The 17,005-nt window shown below is 71.9% G+C and carries 14 protein-coding genes; 4 read left to right on the top strand and 10 right to left on the bottom strand.

Going from position 1 to position 17,005, the window contains the following annotated elements; translation table 11 throughout:
• Positions 1 to 121: 121 nt before the first annotated feature.
• The 10 genes from ACH4D3_RS03705 to ACH4D3_RS03660 all read right to left on the bottom strand — a co-directional run bounded on the left by ACH4D3_RS03705 (position 122) and on the right by ACH4D3_RS03660 (position 11,133).
• Positions 122 to 1,120 carry a sugar phosphate isomerase/epimerase gene (locus ACH4D3_RS03705; RefSeq protein WP_007389000.1) on the bottom strand — a complete coding sequence of 333 codons (999 nt, stop codon included), beginning with the start codon at positions 1,118 to 1,120 and terminating at the stop codon, positions 122 to 124.
• A 16-nt stretch (positions 1,121 to 1,136) separates the two neighbouring features.
• Positions 1,137 to 2,459 carry a Gfo/Idh/MocA family protein gene (locus tag ACH4D3_RS03700; RefSeq protein WP_398315935.1) on the bottom strand — a complete coding sequence of 441 codons (1,323 nt, stop codon included), beginning with the start codon at positions 2,457 to 2,459 and terminating at the stop codon, positions 1,137 to 1,139.
• 86 nt (positions 2,460 to 2,545) lie between these two features.
• Entirely contained in the window at positions 2,546 to 3,592 is a 1,047-nt protein-coding gene (locus tag ACH4D3_RS03695; protein ID WP_398315933.1) for a substrate-binding domain-containing protein, read from the bottom strand.
• A gap of 17 nt (positions 3,593 to 3,609) precedes the next feature.
• Positions 3,610 to 4,629 carry an ABC transporter permease gene (locus ACH4D3_RS03690; protein ID WP_398315931.1) on the bottom strand — a complete coding sequence of 340 codons (1,020 nt, stop codon included), beginning with the start codon at positions 4,627 to 4,629 and terminating at the stop codon, positions 3,610 to 3,612.
• Positions 4,626 to 6,143 carry a sugar ABC transporter ATP-binding protein gene (locus tag ACH4D3_RS03685; protein WP_398315929.1) on the bottom strand — a complete coding sequence of 506 codons (1,518 nt, stop codon included), beginning with the start codon at positions 6,141 to 6,143 and terminating at the stop codon, positions 4,626 to 4,628. Before ACH4D3_RS03685 ends, ACH4D3_RS03690 begins: the two co-directional genes overlap by 4 nt.
• A 139-nt stretch (positions 6,144 to 6,282) precedes the next feature.
• Positions 6,283 to 7,464 (bottom strand): ROK family protein, encoded by a 1,182-nt coding sequence (locus tag ACH4D3_RS03680; protein WP_388516479.1) that lies wholly within the window; start codon positions 7,462 to 7,464, stop codon positions 6,283 to 6,285.
• A gap of 263 nt (positions 7,465 to 7,727) precedes the next feature.
• Positions 7,728 to 8,405, bottom strand: coding sequence for a GntR family transcriptional regulator (locus ACH4D3_RS03675; protein WP_398315927.1), 678 nt, complete (start codon positions 8,403 to 8,405; stop codon positions 7,728 to 7,730).
• Positions 8,406 to 8,559: 154 nt separating this feature from the next.
• Positions 8,560 to 9,510, bottom strand: a complete 951-nt coding sequence (locus tag ACH4D3_RS03670) for a beta-ketoacyl-ACP synthase III (protein WP_398315925.1) — start codon at positions 9,508 to 9,510, stop codon at positions 8,560 to 8,562.
• A 161-nt stretch (positions 9,511 to 9,671) separates the two neighbouring features.
• The gene (locus ACH4D3_RS03665) at positions 9,672 to 9,824 is read right to left on the bottom strand and encodes a hypothetical protein (RefSeq protein ID WP_361005129.1); all 153 of its coding nucleotides are present in this window, start codon (positions 9,822 to 9,824) and stop codon (positions 9,672 to 9,674) included.
• Positions 9,793 to 11,133 (bottom strand): OFA family MFS transporter, encoded by a 1,341-nt coding sequence (locus ACH4D3_RS03660; protein ID WP_398315923.1) that lies wholly within the window; start codon positions 11,131 to 11,133, stop codon positions 9,793 to 9,795. The genes ACH4D3_RS03665 and ACH4D3_RS03660 overlap by 32 nt, the downstream gene beginning before the upstream one ends.
• 182 nt (positions 11,134 to 11,315) lie before the next feature.
• Here ACH4D3_RS03660 and ACH4D3_RS03655 point away from each other — a divergent pair, with 182 nt between their 5' ends.
• The 4 genes from ACH4D3_RS03655 to ACH4D3_RS03640 are packed head-to-tail and all read left to right on the top strand — an operon-like array spanning position 11,316 to position 16,978.
• Positions 11,316 to 12,287, top strand: coding sequence for a 2-dehydropantoate 2-reductase (locus ACH4D3_RS03655; protein ID WP_398315921.1), 972 nt, complete (start codon positions 11,316 to 11,318; stop codon positions 12,285 to 12,287).
• Positions 12,284 to 14,212 carry a molybdopterin oxidoreductase family protein gene (locus ACH4D3_RS03650; RefSeq protein WP_398315919.1) on the top strand — a complete coding sequence of 643 codons (1,929 nt, stop codon included), beginning with the start codon at positions 12,284 to 12,286 and terminating at the stop codon, positions 14,210 to 14,212. Before ACH4D3_RS03655 ends, ACH4D3_RS03650 begins: the two co-directional genes overlap by 4 nt.
• Positions 14,193 to 16,121, top strand: a complete 1,929-nt coding sequence (locus ACH4D3_RS03645; protein ID WP_398315917.1) for an NAD(P)H-dependent oxidoreductase subunit E — start codon at positions 14,193 to 14,195, stop codon at positions 16,119 to 16,121. The genes ACH4D3_RS03650 and ACH4D3_RS03645 overlap by 20 nt, the downstream gene beginning before the upstream one ends.
• Positions 16,118 to 16,978: a 2Fe-2S iron-sulfur cluster-binding protein gene (locus ACH4D3_RS03640; protein ID WP_398315915.1), complete on the top strand. Its 861-nt coding sequence runs from the start codon at positions 16,118 to 16,120 to the stop codon at positions 16,976 to 16,978. The genes ACH4D3_RS03645 and ACH4D3_RS03640 overlap by 4 nt, the downstream gene beginning before the upstream one ends.
• The last annotated feature ends 27 nt before the right edge of the window (positions 16,979 to 17,005 follow it).

The following is a 17,005-nucleotide window of genomic DNA, read 5'->3' as shown; positions in this document are numbered from 1 at the left end:
CCTTGGACCGCAGCTGGTTGAACTTTTTCCCAACTCAGGACAAAGCGGGATTCGGGCAGGCCGGACCGGGGACCGGCGGGTGGTCCGGTCCCCGTCCCGGCCTGCGGTCGGGAGCGCGCGATCAGCTGTTGAACGCGGCGTCGAAGGACGCGCTGGGCGGCTCGAAGTCGAAGGCCTTGAGCCGGGTGAGGGCCTCGGGCGCGCCCTGCAGCCGGTCCATGCCGGCGTCCTCCCACTCGACGGAGACGGGCCCCTGGTAGTCGATGGAGCGCAGCATGCGGAAGACGTCCTCCCAGGGGACGTCGCCGTGCCCGGCCGACACGAAGTCCCAGCCGCGCCGCGGGTCGCCCCACGGCAGGTGGGAGCCGAGCCGCCCGTTGCGGCCGTCGAGGCGCTTGCGGGCCTCCTTGCAGTCGACGTGGTAGATGCGGTCGCGGAAGTCCCACAGGAAGCCGACGGGGTCGAGGTCCTGCCACACGAAGTGGGAGGGGTCGAAGTTGAGGCCGAACGCGGGCCGGTGGCCGACCGCCTCCAGGGCCCTCTGCGTGGTCCAGTAGTCGTAGGCGATCTCGCTGGGGTGCACCTCGTGGGCGAATCGCACGCCCTCGGCGTCGAAGACGTCCAGGATCGGGTTCCAGCGGTCCGCGAAGTCCTGGTAGCCGCGCTCGATCATGGATTCGGGCGCCGGCGGGAACATGGCGACCAGGTGCCAGATCGCCGAGCCGGTGAAGCCGATGACGGTGTCGACGCCGAGCCGGGCGGCGGCGCGTGCGGTGTCCTTGATCTCGGCGGCGGCGCGCTGCCGTACGCCTTCCGCGTCGCCGTCGCCCCAGATGCGGGCGGGCAGGATGGCCTCGTGGCGCTCGTCGATGATGGCGTCGCAGACGGCCTGGCCGACCAGGTGGTTGGAGATGGCCCAGCACTTGAGGCCGTACTTGTCGAGCAGCTGGTGCCGGGAGTCCACGTAGGAGGGATCCGCGAGGGCCTTGTCGACCTCGAAGTGGTCGCCCCAGCAGGCGAGTTCCAGGCCGTCGTAGCCGAAGTCGCGGGCGAGGCGGCAGACCTCCTCCAGCGGCAGGTCCGCCCACTGTCCGGTGAAGAGCGTGAAGTTGCGTGGCATGGCGCTGCCGGCCTCCTCAGGGGGTGATCGGTGTGTAGACGGAGTTCTTCTCGGCGCTCTCCTCCACGGCGGCGAGCACGCGCTGTACCTGCAGCCCGTCCGCGAAGGAGGGTTCGGGGCCCCGGCCTTCGGCGACGGCGTGCACGAGGTCGCGCGCCTGGTGCACGAAGGTGTGCTCGTAGCCGAGTCCGTGGCCCGGCGGCCACCAGGCGTCCAGGTAGGGGTGTCCGGGTTCGGTGACCAGGATGCGGCGGAAGCCCGCGTGCTCCCCCGGTTCGGTCCCGTCGTGGTACTCCAGTTCGTTGAGCCGTTCCAGGTCGAAGGCGAGTGAGCCGCGCTCGCCGTTGAGTTCGATGCGCAGGGCGTTCTTGCGGCCGGTGGCGTAGCGGGTGGCCTCGAAGGAGACCAGGGCGCCGGAGGTGAGGCGGCCGGTGAACACGGCGGCGTCGTCGACGGTCACCTGTCCCGTCGCCCCGTCCGCCGAGCCCGCGGACAGGCCCCGGGGGGCACCGGCGGGCAGCGGGCGTTCCCGTACGAAGGTCTCGGTGAGGGCGGAGACGCCCGCGATCCGCTCCCCCGACAGGTACTGGGCGAGGTCGACGATGTGGGCGCCCAGGTCGCCGAGCGCCCCCGACCCGGCCAGCTCCTTGCGCAGCCGCCAGGTGAGCGGGGCCTTCAGGTCGACCAGCCAGTCCTGGAGGTAGGTCACCCGCAGGTGCCGCAGCCGGCCGACGCGGCCCTCGGCGACCATCCGCCGGGCCAGCGCGGTGGCGGGAACCCGGCGGTAGTTGAAGCCGACCATCGCCAACTGGCCCCGGCCCGCGGCCTCCTCGGCGGCGCGGGTCATCGCCTGCGCCTCCTCGACGGTGTTGGCCAGCGGCTTCTCGCACAGCACGTGTTTCCCGGCGGCGAGCGCGGCCAGCGCGATCTCGGCGTGGCTGTCGCCGGGGGTGCAGATGTCGACGAGGTCGATGTCGTCCCGTTCGACCAGGGTCCGCCAGTCGGTCTCGGTGCTCGCCCAGCCGTGCCGGTCGGCCGCCAGGCGGACGGCGTCGGCGTCCCGTCCGCAGATCGCGGCCAGTACCGGGTTCAGCGGCAGGTCGAAGACCCGGCCGGCGGTGCGCCAGCCCTGGGAGTGCGCGGCGCCCATGAAGGCGTAGCCGACCATGCCGACCCGCAGGGGCGGTCTGGTCGCGGACGCCCCCGTCGCCGCCCCGGCCCCGGCACCGGTCCCGGTATCGGCACCGGCACCGGTATCGGTCCCGGCACCGGTCCCGCTGTCGGTCCCGGCGGCTGCCTCCTCGGCGCCGGCCCCCTCGGGCTGCTGCGGCTGTCCCATGCGGATGTCCTCCTCGTCGTGGTGGCGCGGTGGGGTGGGCCCCGCCCCGGCGGCGGCTGGTCAGGCCGCTGCCGGAGCGGCAGCCCTCACTTGAAGCCCGTGGACATGTACTGGTCGACGTTGTCCTTGTCGACGACGGCCGAGTAGCAGGTGACGGTCGAGGGGATCTCGAACTCGGCGAGACCGCTGACGCCCTTGCCCTGGCCGAGGGCGCGGGCCAGGTCGATCGCGGAGGCGGCCATGGTCGGCGGGTAGAGCACCGTCGCCTTGAGTACGCCGCTGTCGGCCTTGATGGCCTCGAAGGCGGAGAGCGCGCCCGCGCCGCCGACCATCAGGAAGTCGTCGCGTCCGGCCTGCTCGATGGCGCGCAGGGCGCCCACGCCCTGGTCGTCGTCGTGGTTCCACAGGGCGTCGAAGTCCGACTGGGCCTGGAGCAGCTGGGCCATCTTGGCCTGGCCGGACTCGACGGTGAACTCGGCGGCCTGGCGGGCCACCTTCTTGATGTTCGGGTAGTTCTTCAGGCCGTCGTCGAAGCCCTGGGTGCGCTGCTGGGTGAGTTCCAGGTTGTCGATGCCGGCCAGCTCGATGACCTTGGCGTCCGACTTGTCCTTGAGCTTCTGGCCGATGTAGTGGGCGGCGTTGAGACCCATGCCGTAGTTGTCGCCGCCGACCCAGCAGCGGTAGGCCTGGGGGCTGTTGAAGATCCGGTCGAGGTTGATGACCGGGATGCCCGCCCGCATCGCCTTCAGGCCGACCTGGGTGAGGGCCTTGCCGTCGGCCGGCAGGATGACCAGGACGTCGACCTTCTTGTTGATAAGGGTCTCGATCTGGCCGATCTGCTGCGCGGTGTCGTTGGAGCCCTCGGTGATCTCCATGGTGATCTCGGAGTACTTCTCGGCGCGCTTCTTGGCCTGGTCGTTGACGGCGTTGAGCCAGCCGTGGTCGGCCTGCGGGCCGGCGTAGCCGATGGTGACCGGCTTGCCGGGCTTGTCGTCGGCGGCCGGCTGGGTGTCCGCGGCGGCCTTGTCGTCGCCGCCGTCGGGGTCGTTGCTGGTGCACCCGGCGAGGACGGCACCGGCGGACACGGCGGCGGCCCCGAAGAGCATCCCTCTGCGACTCGTGAGCTTCGTCATGACGGTGAACCCTTTCCTCAATGCGTGCTTGCGGTACGGCGCTGGACCAGCACGGCGGCGACGATGATCGCGCCCTTGGCGATCTGCTGGACGTCGCTCTGCAGGTTGTTCAGGGCGAAGATGTTGGTGATCGTGGTGAAGATCAGGACGCCGAGCACGGAGCCGAGGATGTGGCCCCGGCCGCCGGTCAGCAGCGTTCCGCCGATGATCGCGGCGGCGATGGCGTCGAGTTCGTAGAGGTTGCCGTTGGTGTTCTGGCCGGAGCCGGCGAGGGCCACCAGCAGGAAGGCGGCGATGCCGCAGCACAGCCCGGACAGCAGGTAGAGGTAGAGCCGCTGGCGGCGGACGTCGATGCCGGCCAGCCGGGCGGCCTCGGCGTTGCCGCCGACGGCGACGGTGCGGCGGCCGAAGGTGGTCCGGTTCAGGACCAGCCAGCCGACGACGGTGACGGCCGCGAAGACCAGCACCAGCGGCGGTATGCCGAGCACGTACGAGTCGCGCTCGGCGAGGTCGAGGACGCTCGGCACGGTGACGACCTGGGTGCGGCCGTCGGTGATCTGGAGCGCCAGTCCGCGCGCCGAGGCCAGCATGGCGAGGGTGGCGATGAACGGGACCATCCCGCCGAAGGAGATGAGCAGGCCGTTGACCAGGCCGCAGCCGACGCCGACCACGATCGCCGTGAAGAGGATGCCGGCGAAGCCGAACTCCTGGGTGGCCACCGTGGTCGCCCACACCGAGGAGAGGGCGACGATGGCGCCGACCGACAGGTCGATGCCGCCGGAGATGATCACGAAGGTGACGCCGACGGTGACGACGCCGATCACGGACGCCTGGGTGAGCACCAGTTGCAGGTTGCGGGTGTCGAGGAACGCGTCGGGCTGGGTGATGCCGCCGATGAGGACCAGTGCGGCGAGCACACCGAGCAGGGTGAGGGTGCGGACGTCGGCGCGGCCCAACCGGACCCGCCAGGCGGGCGGCCCCTCCACGGGTGCCGCCTTGTCGGTGCCGCCCCGTGGCGGGGACACGTGCTGCGTCATGACGCCGGGCTTCCTTCCATCACGAGGTCGAGTACGCGGTGTTCGTCGAGTTCGCGGGCGGGGGCCTCGTGCACCACGCGGCCCTCGCGCAGCACCAGTACGCGGTCGGCGAGGCCCAGCACCTCGGGCACCTCGCTGGAGACCAGCAGGACGGCGAGGCCCTCGTCGGCGAGGCGCCGGATGACGGCGTACAGCTCGGCGCGGGCGCCGACGTCGACGCCGCGGGTGGGTTCGTCGAGCAGCAGGACCCGGCAGCCGCGCAGCAGCCAGCGGGCGAGGACCGCCTTCTGCTGGTTGCCGCCGGACAGGGTGCGCACGGGCACCGCCGGGTTGTCGGGCCGCAGCGACAGCTCGCGGGTCGCCTTGTGGGCCGCGCCGAGTTCGGCGCCGTGGTCGATCCAGCCGCCGCGCGAGAAGCGGGACATGGCGGAGACCGACACGTTGCGGGTAACGGACTCCAGCATCAGCAGGGCCTGGGCCTTGCGTTCCTCGGGGGCGAGACCGAGCCCGGCGCGGACCGCGGCGCGCACGCTGCCGGGCCTGAGCGGCCGCCCGTCGACGAGGACCTGGCCGGTGCTCGCCTTCCGGGCGCCGTAGACCGTCTCCAGGATCTCGGAGCGGCCGGAGCCGACCAGTCCGGCGAGGCCGACGATCTCGCCGGGGCGCACCTCCAGGTCGAGCCGGTCGAACTCGCCGGCCCGGGACAGTCCCTTGACGCTCAGCACGGGTTCGCCCGCGGGCGGTGCGGTGGGCCGGTCCGGGAAGACGTACTCGACGTTGCGGCCGGTCATCAGCGCCACCACCTCGCTGGTCGGCGTCGACTCGGCGGGCAGCCCGCCGGCCACCGCGCGGCCGTCCTTGAGGACGGTGACCCGGTCGCCGATGCGGCGGATCTCCTCCAGGCGGTGCGAGATGTAGACGACGGCGACTCCGTCCGCGGTGAGGTCGGCGACGATGCGGAAGAGGTTGTCGACCTCGTCCGGGTCGAGAGCGGCGGACGGCTCGTCCATCACGATCAGCCGTACGTCGTGCGACAGCGCCCGGGCCATGGACACGATCTGCTGCTGCGCCGCCGACAGCTCCCCGACCAGCCGCCCCGGATCGACCTCGGGGTGCCCGAGCCGCTTGAGCAGCGCGGCCGTCGACGCCTTGGCCGCCCGCCCCCGTACGACGAAGCCGGCGGCGGTCGGCTCGTGACCGAGGTGGACGTTCTCGGCGACCGACAGGTGCTCGACCAGGTCGAGTTCCTGGTAGATGGTGGCGATGCCGAGGCGCATGGCCGCGATGGGCGAGCGCAGGGTGACCTCCTCGCCGCGCCAGCGGATGGTGCCGGTGTCGGGCTGGTGGGCGCCGGCCAGCACCTTGATGAGGGTGGACTTCCCGGCGCCGTTCTGACCGAGGAGGCAGTGCACCTCGCCGGCCTGGACGTCGAGGTCGACGCCGTCCAGGGCCCGGACTCCGGGGAACGACTTGGTGATGCCGGACATGCTGAGCAGCGGTGGTTCTGGTGCCATGTGAGGTCCCCTCGGCGGGCGTGCGGGCCGGTGTCAGGGCAGAGCAGGGCTGGGCGTGGCGGAACAGGACGTGACGGTACGGAGCAGGGCAGGGCTGAGTAGAGCGCTGTGCTGGGTGGTGCTCAAGAACCGAACGGTGCTACGCGGGTGAGAACAGGTGGTCGCTGATCAGCCGGGCCGCGCCGATGACTCCGGCGGTGGGGCCCAGCTCCCCCAGAACGATGGGCAGGTTGCCGGTCGCCAGGGGCAGCGACTGGCGGTAGACCTGGGTGCGGATCGCGGCGAGCAGGTTGTGGCCGAGGCCGGTCACCCCGCCGCCGATCACCACCAGGCCCGGGTTGAAGAAGCTGACCAGGCCGGCGATGACCTGGCCGGTGCTGCGGCCGCCCTCCCTGATCAGGTCCAGTGCGGTGGCGTCGCCCGCGGCCGCCGCGGCGGCGACGTCGGCGGCGCTGAGGCCTCCGTTCGCCTCCAGCCGGTTCGCCAGCTCGACCGACTGCCCCTGCTCGGCGGCCTCCGTGGCGTCGCGGGCCAGGGCCGCGCCGCTGAAGTGGGCCTCCAGGCAGCCCCGGTTGCCGCAGGCGCACTGGCGTCCGTCGGGCACGGCCTGGATGTGCCCGATGTCGCCCGCGCTGCCGGTCGTACCGCGGTAGACCTCGCCGCCGACGACGATGCCGCAGCCGATGCCGGTACCGATCTTGACGACGAGGAAGTCGTGCTGGGTGCGGGCGACGCCCGCGTGCTGCTCCCCCAGCGCCATCAGGTTCACGTCGTTGTCGACCATGACCGGGCAGCCGAGTTCCTGGCTGAGCGCCTCCCGTACGGGGAAGCCGTCCCAGCCCGGCATGATCGGCGGAGCCACCGGCACGCCCTCGGGGAAGCGGACCGGTCCCGGGACGCCGATACCGGCGCCGTCGAAGCCTTCGGCGAGCCCGGAGGCGCGCAGTTTCGCGGCCATGGAGAGCACTTGCTCGAAGACCGCGACCGGGCCCTCGCGCACGTCCAGTGGCTGGTTGATGTGTCCGAGGATCTCCAGCTCGGCGTTGGTGACGGCGACGTCGACCGAGGTCGCGCCGATGTCGACGCCGAGGAAGCGGAGTTCGGGGTTGAGGCGGACGTTGTGGCTGCGGCGCCCGCCGCGCGAGGCGGCGAGTCCGTCGGCCACGACGAGTCCGGTCTCCAGCAGCCGGTCCACCTCGACGGCCAGCTTGGACCTGGAGAGGTCGACCTGGTCGCCCAGCTGGGCACGGGAGTTGGGCCCTCCGTCGCGCAGCAGCTGGAGCAGTCGCGCTTGGTGGGCGTTAGCGGGTCGTGCGGTCATGCGTCTCACGAGCCCCTCCCCGCCTCGATCGGCCTTGGGTCCGCCGGTTTCCGGCCACGTCCGTGACTTGTCGGCGTGGCGTGCTTTCGGAGGGAACGTAGCAGTGGGCGCCGGGTGTGGGAAGAAGTCACGCATGAATTGCTGCGAACTTTCTCCACTGAGTGGACAAAGGAGGGTGCGGCGCAGGACGGCCCCGGACACGACGAGGCCGTCCGGACCATGTGCCGGACGGCCTGTGAACCCGCTGCGGAAGGGCTGTGACCTTACGATTCTCCGCGGGCGTGGTACGAGCGGCGGGTGTGCTCGGTGTGCTCGCGCATCAGCCGGGTCGCCGCCTGCTCGTCCCGTTCGGTGACGGCGGCGATCAGCCCGCGGTGCTCGATCCAGGACTGACGGCCGCGCTGACGGGCGACCGGCGTGTAGTACCAGCGGACCCGGCGGTCGACCTGCGCGGCGAGTTCGGCGAGGACGGCGTTGCCCGCCAACTCCATGACCTTGCCGTGGAATCGGGCGTTGCAGGCGACGGCGGCGTCCACGTCCTCGGCGGCGACGGCCCGCTCCCCCTCCTCGCACAGTTCCTCCAGCGCCGCGATGCCTGCGCTGGAGGCGTTGGCGGCGGCGAGCCGGGCCGCCTCGGCCTCCAGGAGCGTGCGCACCGTCAGGAGCTGGTCCGCCTCCTCCTCCGTCGGCTCGTGCACGAACGCGCCCTGCGCGGGGCGCAGATCGACCCAGCCCTCGGTGTTCAGCCGTTGCAGCGCCTCGCGCACGGGCTGCCTCGACACCCCGAGGTGACCGGCGAGTTCGCTCTCCACGAGGTGCTGGCCGGGCTGGAGGGCCCGGGTGGTGATGAGTTCGAGCAGCGCCTCGTAGACACGGTCCCGCAGCGGGCCGGGCCTTTCGAGCCTGGGCACCGCGCCCTGCGGCAGTCCTGCGGACAACATCGGTCCCCCCTCGACGGCCGGAACACAACCAGTACGCGAAGTATTGATTGTCTTTCGTCTACAGTCTACGGCGCGCCGAGGCCGGGACGCCGCGGGTGTAGGCCACGTCACATCAAGGGACGGTCCGGGGACGGTCCGGGACCGTCCGGGACGTTCAGGGGCAGCGGACGACCTGTCCGGCGTAGGAGAGGTTGCCGCCGAAGCCGAAGAGCAGGGCCGGGTCGCCGGTGGTGATCTCGCCCCGCTCCACGAGCTTGGAGAGCGCCAGCGGGATGCTCGCGGCGGAGGTGTTGCCGGATTCGACGACGTCGCGGGCGACCACGGCGTTGACGGCGCCGATCTTCGCGGCGAGTGGTTCGACGATGCGCAGGTTGGCCTGGTGCAGGACGACCGCGGCGAGGTCGGCCGGCTGGAGACCGGACCGCTCGCAGGCCTGGCGTGCGATGGCGGGCAGCCGGGTGGTGGCCCAGCGGTAGACGCTCTGCCCCTCCTGTGCGAAACGCGGCGGCGTCCCCTCGATGCGGACCGCGTTGCCCATCTCGGGCACCGACCCCCACAGCACGGGACCGATCCCCGGCTGCTCGCCCGGAGCGCAGGCCTCGACGACGGCGGCCCCCGCCCCGTCGCCGACCAGCACGCAGGTGGTGCGGTCGGTCCAGTCGACGACCTCGGACATCTTGTCCGCGCCGACGACCAGCGCCCGGCTCGCGGAACCGGCCCGTACGGCGTGGTCGGCGGTGGCCAGGGCGTGGGTGAAGCCGGCGCACACGACGTTGAGGTCCAGCGCGGCCGGGCCGGGGATGCCGAGGCGGGCCGCGACGCGGGCGGCGGTGTTCGGGGAGCGGTCGATCGCGGTGGAGGTGGCGACCACGACCAGGTCCACGTCGGCGGGGGTCAGCCCGGCCGCCGCGAGCGCCTTCGCGGCGGCGTGGCCGGCCAGCTCGTCGACCGGCTCGTCGGGCCCGGCGATCCGGCGCGTACGAATGCCCACCCGGCTCCGGATCCACTCGTCGCTGGTGTCGACCATGCCCGCCAGGTCCTCGTTGGTGAGGATCCGGGCGGGCTGGTAGTGGCCGACGGCGGTGATGCGGGAGCCTTGGTGCATGGGTGGAGTCCTCGCTGCCTCGGGGTACGGGATCCACCAGTGTGATCAGTGACCGACGGGTACGACGGCAGGTGATACGACAGGATTCCGGCGCCCGGCTTGTCGGCTTCGGTCAGCATCCTCAGCCGCCCTCGACCGTCCCGGGCCGCCGGCCCGCGCGCTCACCCGGTGAAGAGCTGGGTCGCCTTCCGCACGAGTTCGTAGAGACCGTAGGCGAGCGGCGCGCCCACCCAGAGCCAGGTGAAGGCGATCAGCGGCCGCCGGTCGGGCGTCCCGGCGGCGTCAGGCGGACTCTGGCTGCGGTCGGGTGACATCGTTGCCCTCCTGCTGCGTCGGGGTGGCGGGTTCGTGGTGCCGGGCGTGGACGGGGCGGACGAGTTCGTTGGCGACGAAGCCGACGACCAGCAGCCCGATCATGATGAGGAAGGACGTGCCGTACAGGGCCGAGCCGTGCCGTCCGGCCTCCTCCTGGTGATCGGCGATCCAGTTCACGATCAGCGGCCCGAGGACACCGGCCAGCGACCAGGCGGTGAGCAGCCGCCCGTGGATCGCGCCGACCTGGTAGGTGCCGAAGAGATCCTTGAGGTAGGCGGGGGCCGTGGCGAAGCCGCCGCCGTAGAAGGACACGACGACCAGGGCGCACAGGACGAACAGCGGTTTGGAGGAGTCGCCGAACAGCGCGATCAGCGTGTACATCAGCGCGCCGACGCCGAGGTACACGCGGTAGATGTTCTTGCGTCCGATCAGGTCGGAGGCGGAGGACCAGCCGAACCGGCCCGCCATGTTGGCCGCCGACAGCAGGGCCACGAAACCGGCCGCGGCGGTCACGGACACCGGCGTGGAGGTGTCGGAGAAGAAGTCCGTGATCATCGGCGCGGCCTTCTCCAGGATGCCGATGCCGGCCGTGACGTTCATGCAGAGCACGAGCCACAGCAGCCAGAACTGCGGGGTGCGCATGGCCGACCGCGCCGAGACCTGGACCCCTTCGAGCGGGGCGGGGCGGCCGTCGGCCCGCTCCTTGGGCCGCGGCACCCGGACCAGCAGCACACCGAGGAGCATGAAGACGGCGTACGTCAGTCCGTGGACGAGGAAGGCGAGGGCGATCCCCGAGTTGTCGGTGCCGAAGGACTTCAGCATCTGCGCCGACCAGGGCGAGGCGATGAGCGCGCCGCCGCCGAAGCCCATGATGGCGATGCCGGTGGCCATGCCCGGCCGGTCGGGGAACCACTTGATCAGTGTGGAGACGGGCGAGATGTAGCCGATACCGAGGCCGATGCCGCCGACGAAGCCGTAGCCGAGGACGATCAGCCAGTACTGCTCGGCCGCCGCGCCAAGCGCGGAGAGCAGGAAGCCGGACGAGAAGCAGATCAGCGCGACCGTCATCGCCCAGCGCGGCCCGTGCCGTTCCACGAGCGTGCCGCCGAACGCGGCCGAGAGCCCGAGCATGACGATGCCGAGCTGGAAGGGCAGCGCGCTCTGCGTGCCGCTGAGGCCGAGCGCGGACTCCAGGGGCGGTTTGAACACGGACCAGGCGTAGGCCTGGCCGATGGAGAGGTGGACCGAGAGAGCGGCCGGGGGAACGAGCCAGCGGCTCCAGCCCGGGGGTGCGACGGGGGGACTCATGGGTCCCCAACCGTAGGCATCCGGAAAGCGCTTGAGAAGACTGTTGAGCGGACAACTACAGACCACCACTACTGCTGCACAAAGCCTTGCTGCTCCAACCTCCATACTGTAGACAATATTTCGTCGACAGACACTTTTCGGTTCCTCCTCGGTATCCCTCGACCGAACGGAGCTCCCCCGCCATGAAAGTCGCAGTCCTCGGCGCCGGGGCGATCGGCGCCTACGTCGGCGCCGCGCTCCACCGTGCGGGCGCCGACGTGCATCTCATCGCCCGTGGACCGCATCTGGCGGCCATGAGGCAGTACGGAGTACGGGTGCGCAGCCCGCGCGGCGACTTCACCGCGCGTCCGCACGCCACCGACGACCCGGCCGAAGTCGGCCCGGTCGACTACGTGTTCCTGGGTCTGAAGGCCAACTCGTACGCGGCGTGCGGGCCGCTGATCGAGCCGCTGCTGCACCCGGCCACGGCGGTCGTGGCCGCCCAGAACGGCATCCCCTGGTGGTACTTCCACCGACACGGCGGCCCGTACGACGGGCGCCGCCTCGAAAGCGTCGACCCGGCCGGCGCGGTCAGTGCGGTGCTCGCGCCCGAACGGGCCGTCGGCTGCGTCGTGTACGCGGCCACCGAACTGGAACAGCCGGGCGTCGTACGGCATGTGGAAGGCACCCGGTTCTCGATCGGCGAGCCCGGCCGGGAGGTCTCGCCGCGGTGTCTGGCGCTCAGCGAGGCGATGCGGGCGGGCGGCCTGAAGTGCCCGGTCGAGCCGGACCTGCGGGGCGACATCTGGCTGAAGCTGCTGGGCAACATCTCCTTCAACCCGATCAGCGCCCTGGCCCGGGCCACCATGCGCCAGATGTGCCTGCACGGCGGCACCCGCGAGGTCATCGAGACCATGATGACCGAGACGCTGGCGGTCGCCGCGGCCCTCGGCTGCGAGGTCGGCGTCTCCATCGAACGCCGGCTCGCGGGCGCCGAACGGGTCGGCGACCACCGCACCTCCACGCTCCAGGACCTGGAGCGCGGCAAGCCGCTCGAACTCGACGTGCTGCTCGCGGCCGTCGTCGAACTGGCGGAGATCACCGGGGTCCCGGTGCCCACCCTGCGCACCGTGCACGCCCTGTCGGACCTGCTCGCGCTGAGGAGCGCCGCATGAGGAAACGCGACCGAACCCCCAACACCTACACCCGCCTCACCCACCCCCTGGTCCGGGACTCGCGCGAGGCGCCCTTCCGCCGGGCGACCTGGGAGGAGGCCCTGGACCGCACGGCCCGGGGCCTTACGGCGGCGCGCGGCGCGTTCGGGATGTTCTCCTGCGCGCGGGCGACCAACGAGATGAACTACGTGGCGCAGAAGTTCGCCCGGGTGGTCATGGGCACCCACAACGTGGACTCCTGCAACCGCACCTGTCACGCACCGAGCGTGGCGGGCCTGTCGGCCGCCTTCGGCTCGGGCGGCGGCACCTCCTCCTACGAGGAGATCGAGCACACCGACGTCATCGTGATGTGGGGCTCCAACGCCCGCTTCGCGCACCCGATCTTCTTCCAGCACGTGCTGAAGGGCATCCGGGGCGGCGCCCGCATGTACGCGGTGGACCCGCGCCGCACCTCGACCGCCGAGTGGGCGGAGAGCTGGCTCGGACCGAACGTCGGCACGGACATACCGCTGGCGCACGCGGTCGGCCGGGAGATCATCCACGCGGGCCTGGCCAACGAGGCGTTCATCGAACGCGCGACGACGGGCTACGACGACTACAAGGCCCTGGTCGAGCCCTGGACCCTCTCCCTCGCCGAGAAGGTGACCGGCGTACCGGCCGCCGCCATCCGCGAACTGGCGCACGCCTACGCCCGCGCCGAGCGCGCCCAGCTGTGCTGGACCCTCGGCATCACCGAGCACCACAACGGCACGGACAACGTCCGCGCCCTGATCAACCTCTCCCTGCTCACCGGCCACGTCGGCCGCTACGGCTCCGGGCTGCAACCCCTGCGCGGGCAGAACAACGTGCAGGGCGGCGGCGACATGGGCGCCATCCCCAACCGCCTGCCCGGCTTCCAGGACGTCCTCGACCCGGAGGTCCGCCGGAAGTTCGAGACGGCGTGGGACACGGTGGTCGAGCCGCGCCACGGCCTCACCCTGACGGAGATGTTCGAGGCGATGGACGAGGGCACGCTCCGCGCCGTCTACTGCATCGGCGAGAACCCGGCCCAGTCGGAGGCGGACGCCGACCGGGCGGTACGCCGCCTGCGCGCCCTGGACTTCCTGGTGGTCCAGGACATCTTCCTCACCAAGACCGCCGAACTGGCCGACGTGGTCCTCCCGGCGACGGCGGGCTGGGCGGAGACCGAGGGCACCACCACCAACAGCGAACGACGGGTGCAACGCGTCCGCAGGGCCGTGGCCCCGCCCGGCGAGGCCCGCGAGGACATCGACATCCTCTGCGACCTCGCCGCCCGCCTGGGCCACGACTGGAAGTACGCCGACGCCGAGGCGGTCTGGAACGAGCTGCGCTCCCTCTCCCCCGACCACCACGGCATGACCTACGCCCGCCTGGAGGAGCACCAGGGCATCCAGTGGCCGTGCCCGAGCACGGAGGAGCTGGAACCGACGTACCTGCACGGCAGGTTGTGGGCCCCGGACCCGGCCGACCGGGGCCACCGGGCCCCCTTCGGCCTCGTCCGGCACGACCCGCCGGTGGACCTCACCGACGAGCGGTACCCGATCCGGCTGACCACGGGACGCCGCCTCGACTCCTACAACACGGGGGTGCAGAGCGGCGGTTACGCCTCCCCGCTGCGCCGCGGCGAGTCCGTCGAGCTGTGCCCGGAGGACGCCGAGCGCTACGGGGTCGTGGTCGGCGAGGAGGTCCGGGTCACCTCCCGGCGCGGTTCGCTCCTCGCGCCCGTCTGGGTCGACACGGCCCTGCGCCCCGGCCTGGCCTTCATGAGCTTCCACTTTCCCGACGAGGTGGACACCAACCAGCTGACCATCGAGGCGAACTGTCCCATCGCCGGGACGGCGGAGTTCAAGGCCTCGGCGATCCGGATCGAGAAGGTGAGCACCGGTGGACCTGCGCTTCGGTGACGGCAAGCCCACGGACGAGGAACGCGCGGCCGTGGACGCCCTGCTCGGCCCGCCCGAGTCCTCCTGGGAGGGCGCGGACCGCTCCGACGCGGACCTCAGATGGGCACGCGGCGGCCGGGCGGCCCGGGACCGCCGCGACCAGCTCCTCCCGGCCCTGCACGCGCTCAACGACCGCGTCGGCTGGATCAGCGAGGGCGCCCTGGACTACGTGTGCCGCCGCCTGACCGTCCCCCCGGCCGAGGCGTACGGCGTGGCCACCTTCTACGCCATGTTCTCGGTCCGCCCCCGCCCGGCCACGGTCCTGCACGTCTGCACGGACCTGGCGTGCACGGCGGCGGGCGCGAGTGAGTTGTGCGCGGCGGTGGAGTCACGGCTGGGCCCGGAGAGCGGAGTGAAGGTCGAACGGTCTCCATGCCTGGGCCTGTGCGAACGTGCCCCGGCGACTCTGACGATCCGGGCGGGCACTCCAGCCCGTCCGGCGCTTGAGGACGAGGCCGTCCAGGCCGAAGGGGGGTCCGGGGGCGCAGCCCCCAGGGACGGGACAGGGAAGGGGCGGCGGGGGCGAAACACCCTCCACGCGACGGCGGTATGCGCCCCCGCAACCCCCGCCCAAGCGATCGCGGCGGCCACCACCCCCGAATCCGCCCCCACCGAACCCGCCCCCGAGACCGCCGTCCCCCAGACCGGCACCCCTACCCTCACCCTCCTGCACCGCATCGGCACCACGGACCCCACCTCCCTCGACGACTACCGCGCCCACGGCGGCTACACCGCCCTCCGCCGCGCCTTCGCCCTCGGCCCCGCCGCCGTCATCCGCGAGGTCACCGACGCCGGCCTGGTCGGCCGCGGCGGCGCCGCCTTCCCCACCGGCCGCAAGTGGCAGGCGACGGCCGCCCAGCCCGACCACCCGCACTACCTCGTCTGCAACGCCGACGAATCAGAACCGGGCACCTTCAAGGACCGCGTCCTGATGGAGGGCGACCCGTACGCACTGGTCGAGGCCATGACGATCGCGGCCTACGCGACCGGTGCCCACCGGGGCCACCTCTACCTCCGCGGCGAGTACCCCCGCGCGCTGGCCCGCCTCACCCACGCCGTCGAGCAGGCCCGCACCCGCGGCCTGCTCGGCGACGACGTCCTCGGCCAGGGGTACGCCTTCGACATCGAGATCCGGCGCGGCGCCGGCGCGTACATCTGCGGCGAGGAGACGGCCCTGTTCAACTCCATCGAGGGCCACCGCGGCGAGCCCCGCTCCAAGCCGCCGTTCCCGGTCGAGAAGGGCCTGTTCGGCAAACCCACGGTGGAGAACAACGTCGAGACGCTGGTCAACGTCCTGCCCATCCTCACGATGGGCGCCGAGGCGTACGCCGCCATCGGCACGCCGACGTCCACCGGCCCGAAGCTGTTCTGCGTGTCCGGCACGGTGGCCCGCCCCGGCGTCTACGAACTCCCCTTCGGCGCGACGCTCGGCGAGCTGCTCACCCTCGCCGGGGTCCGCGACAACCTCCGCGCGGTCCTGCTCGGCGGCGCCGCGGGCGGCTTCGTCCGCCCCGACGAACTGGACATCCCGCTCACCTTCGAAGGCACCCGCGAGGCGGGCACGACCCTGGGCTCCGGCGTCGTCATGGCCTTCGACGACACGGTCCCGCTCCCCCGCCTGCTCCTGCGGATCGCCGAGTTCTTCCGCGACGAGTCGTGCGGCCAGTGCGTGCCGTGCCGGGTCGGCACCGTACGCCAGGAGGAGGCCCTCCAGCGGATCGTCGACCGTACGGGCGCCGACGCCGCCGGTGACATCACCCTCCTGCGCGAGGTCGGCCGCGCGATGCGGGACGCCTCGATCTGCGGTCTGGGGCAGACCGCGTGGAACGCCGTGGAATCCGCCATCGACCGTCTGGGGGCGTACGAATGACCGCGATACCGCTCGGAGTGCCGCGCCGCCTGGTGGAGTTCACCCTCGACGGACAGGAGGCCCGGGTCCCCGAAGGGTCCACGATCCTCGACGCCTGCCGGGCCGCGGGGAAGGACGTGCCGACCCTGTGCGAGGGCGACACGCTCACCCCGAAGAACGCCTGTCGGGTCTGCGTGGTGGACGTGGAGGGCGCCAGGACCCTCGCGCCGGCCTGCTCACGCAAGGCGGAGCCCGGCATGGTGGTGCGCACGGACACCGACCGCGCCCGGCACAGCCGCAAGGTCGTCCTCGAACTCCTCGCCTCCTCGGTCGACCTGTCCACGACCCCCTCGGTCGCCCAGTGGATCAAGGAGTACGAGGCCAAGCCCGACCGCTTCGGCCCGGACGCGGCCCGCGTCGACGAGGAACCGCGCGTCGACAACGACCTCTACGTGCGCGACTACGGCAAGTGCATCCTCTGCTACAAGTGTGTGGACGCCTGCGGCGACCAGTGGCAGAACAGCTTCGCCATCTCGGTCTCCGGCCGCGGCTTCGACGCCCGGATCTCGGTCGAGCACGACGGCCCGCTGACCGACTCGGCGTGCGTGTACTGCGGCAACTGCATCGAGGTGTGCCCCACGGGCGCCCTGTCCTTCAAGTCGGAGTACGACATGCGGGCGGCGGGCACCTGGGACGAGGAGCGGCAGACGGAGACGACGACGGTGTGCGCCTACTGCGGTGTGGGCTGCAATCTCACGCTCCATGTGCAGGACAATGAGATCGTGAAGGTCACCTCTCCGCACGACAATCCGGTGACCCACGGCAACCTGTGCATCAAGGGCCGCTTCGGCTACCAGCACGTACAGAACCGGGACTGACCGGCACACCGACCGGCGCAAGGGGCA

Origin of the sequence: Streptomyces sp. NPDC018026 (assembly GCF_044327745.1) — a bacterium.
In the GTDB taxonomy this organism is placed as follows: domain Bacteria; phylum Actinomycetota; class Actinomycetes; order Streptomycetales; family Streptomycetaceae; genus Streptomyces; species Streptomyces rubrogriseus.
Note: the sequence above shows the minus strand (reverse complement) of the source record. Positions and strands in the feature narration are given on the sequence as shown.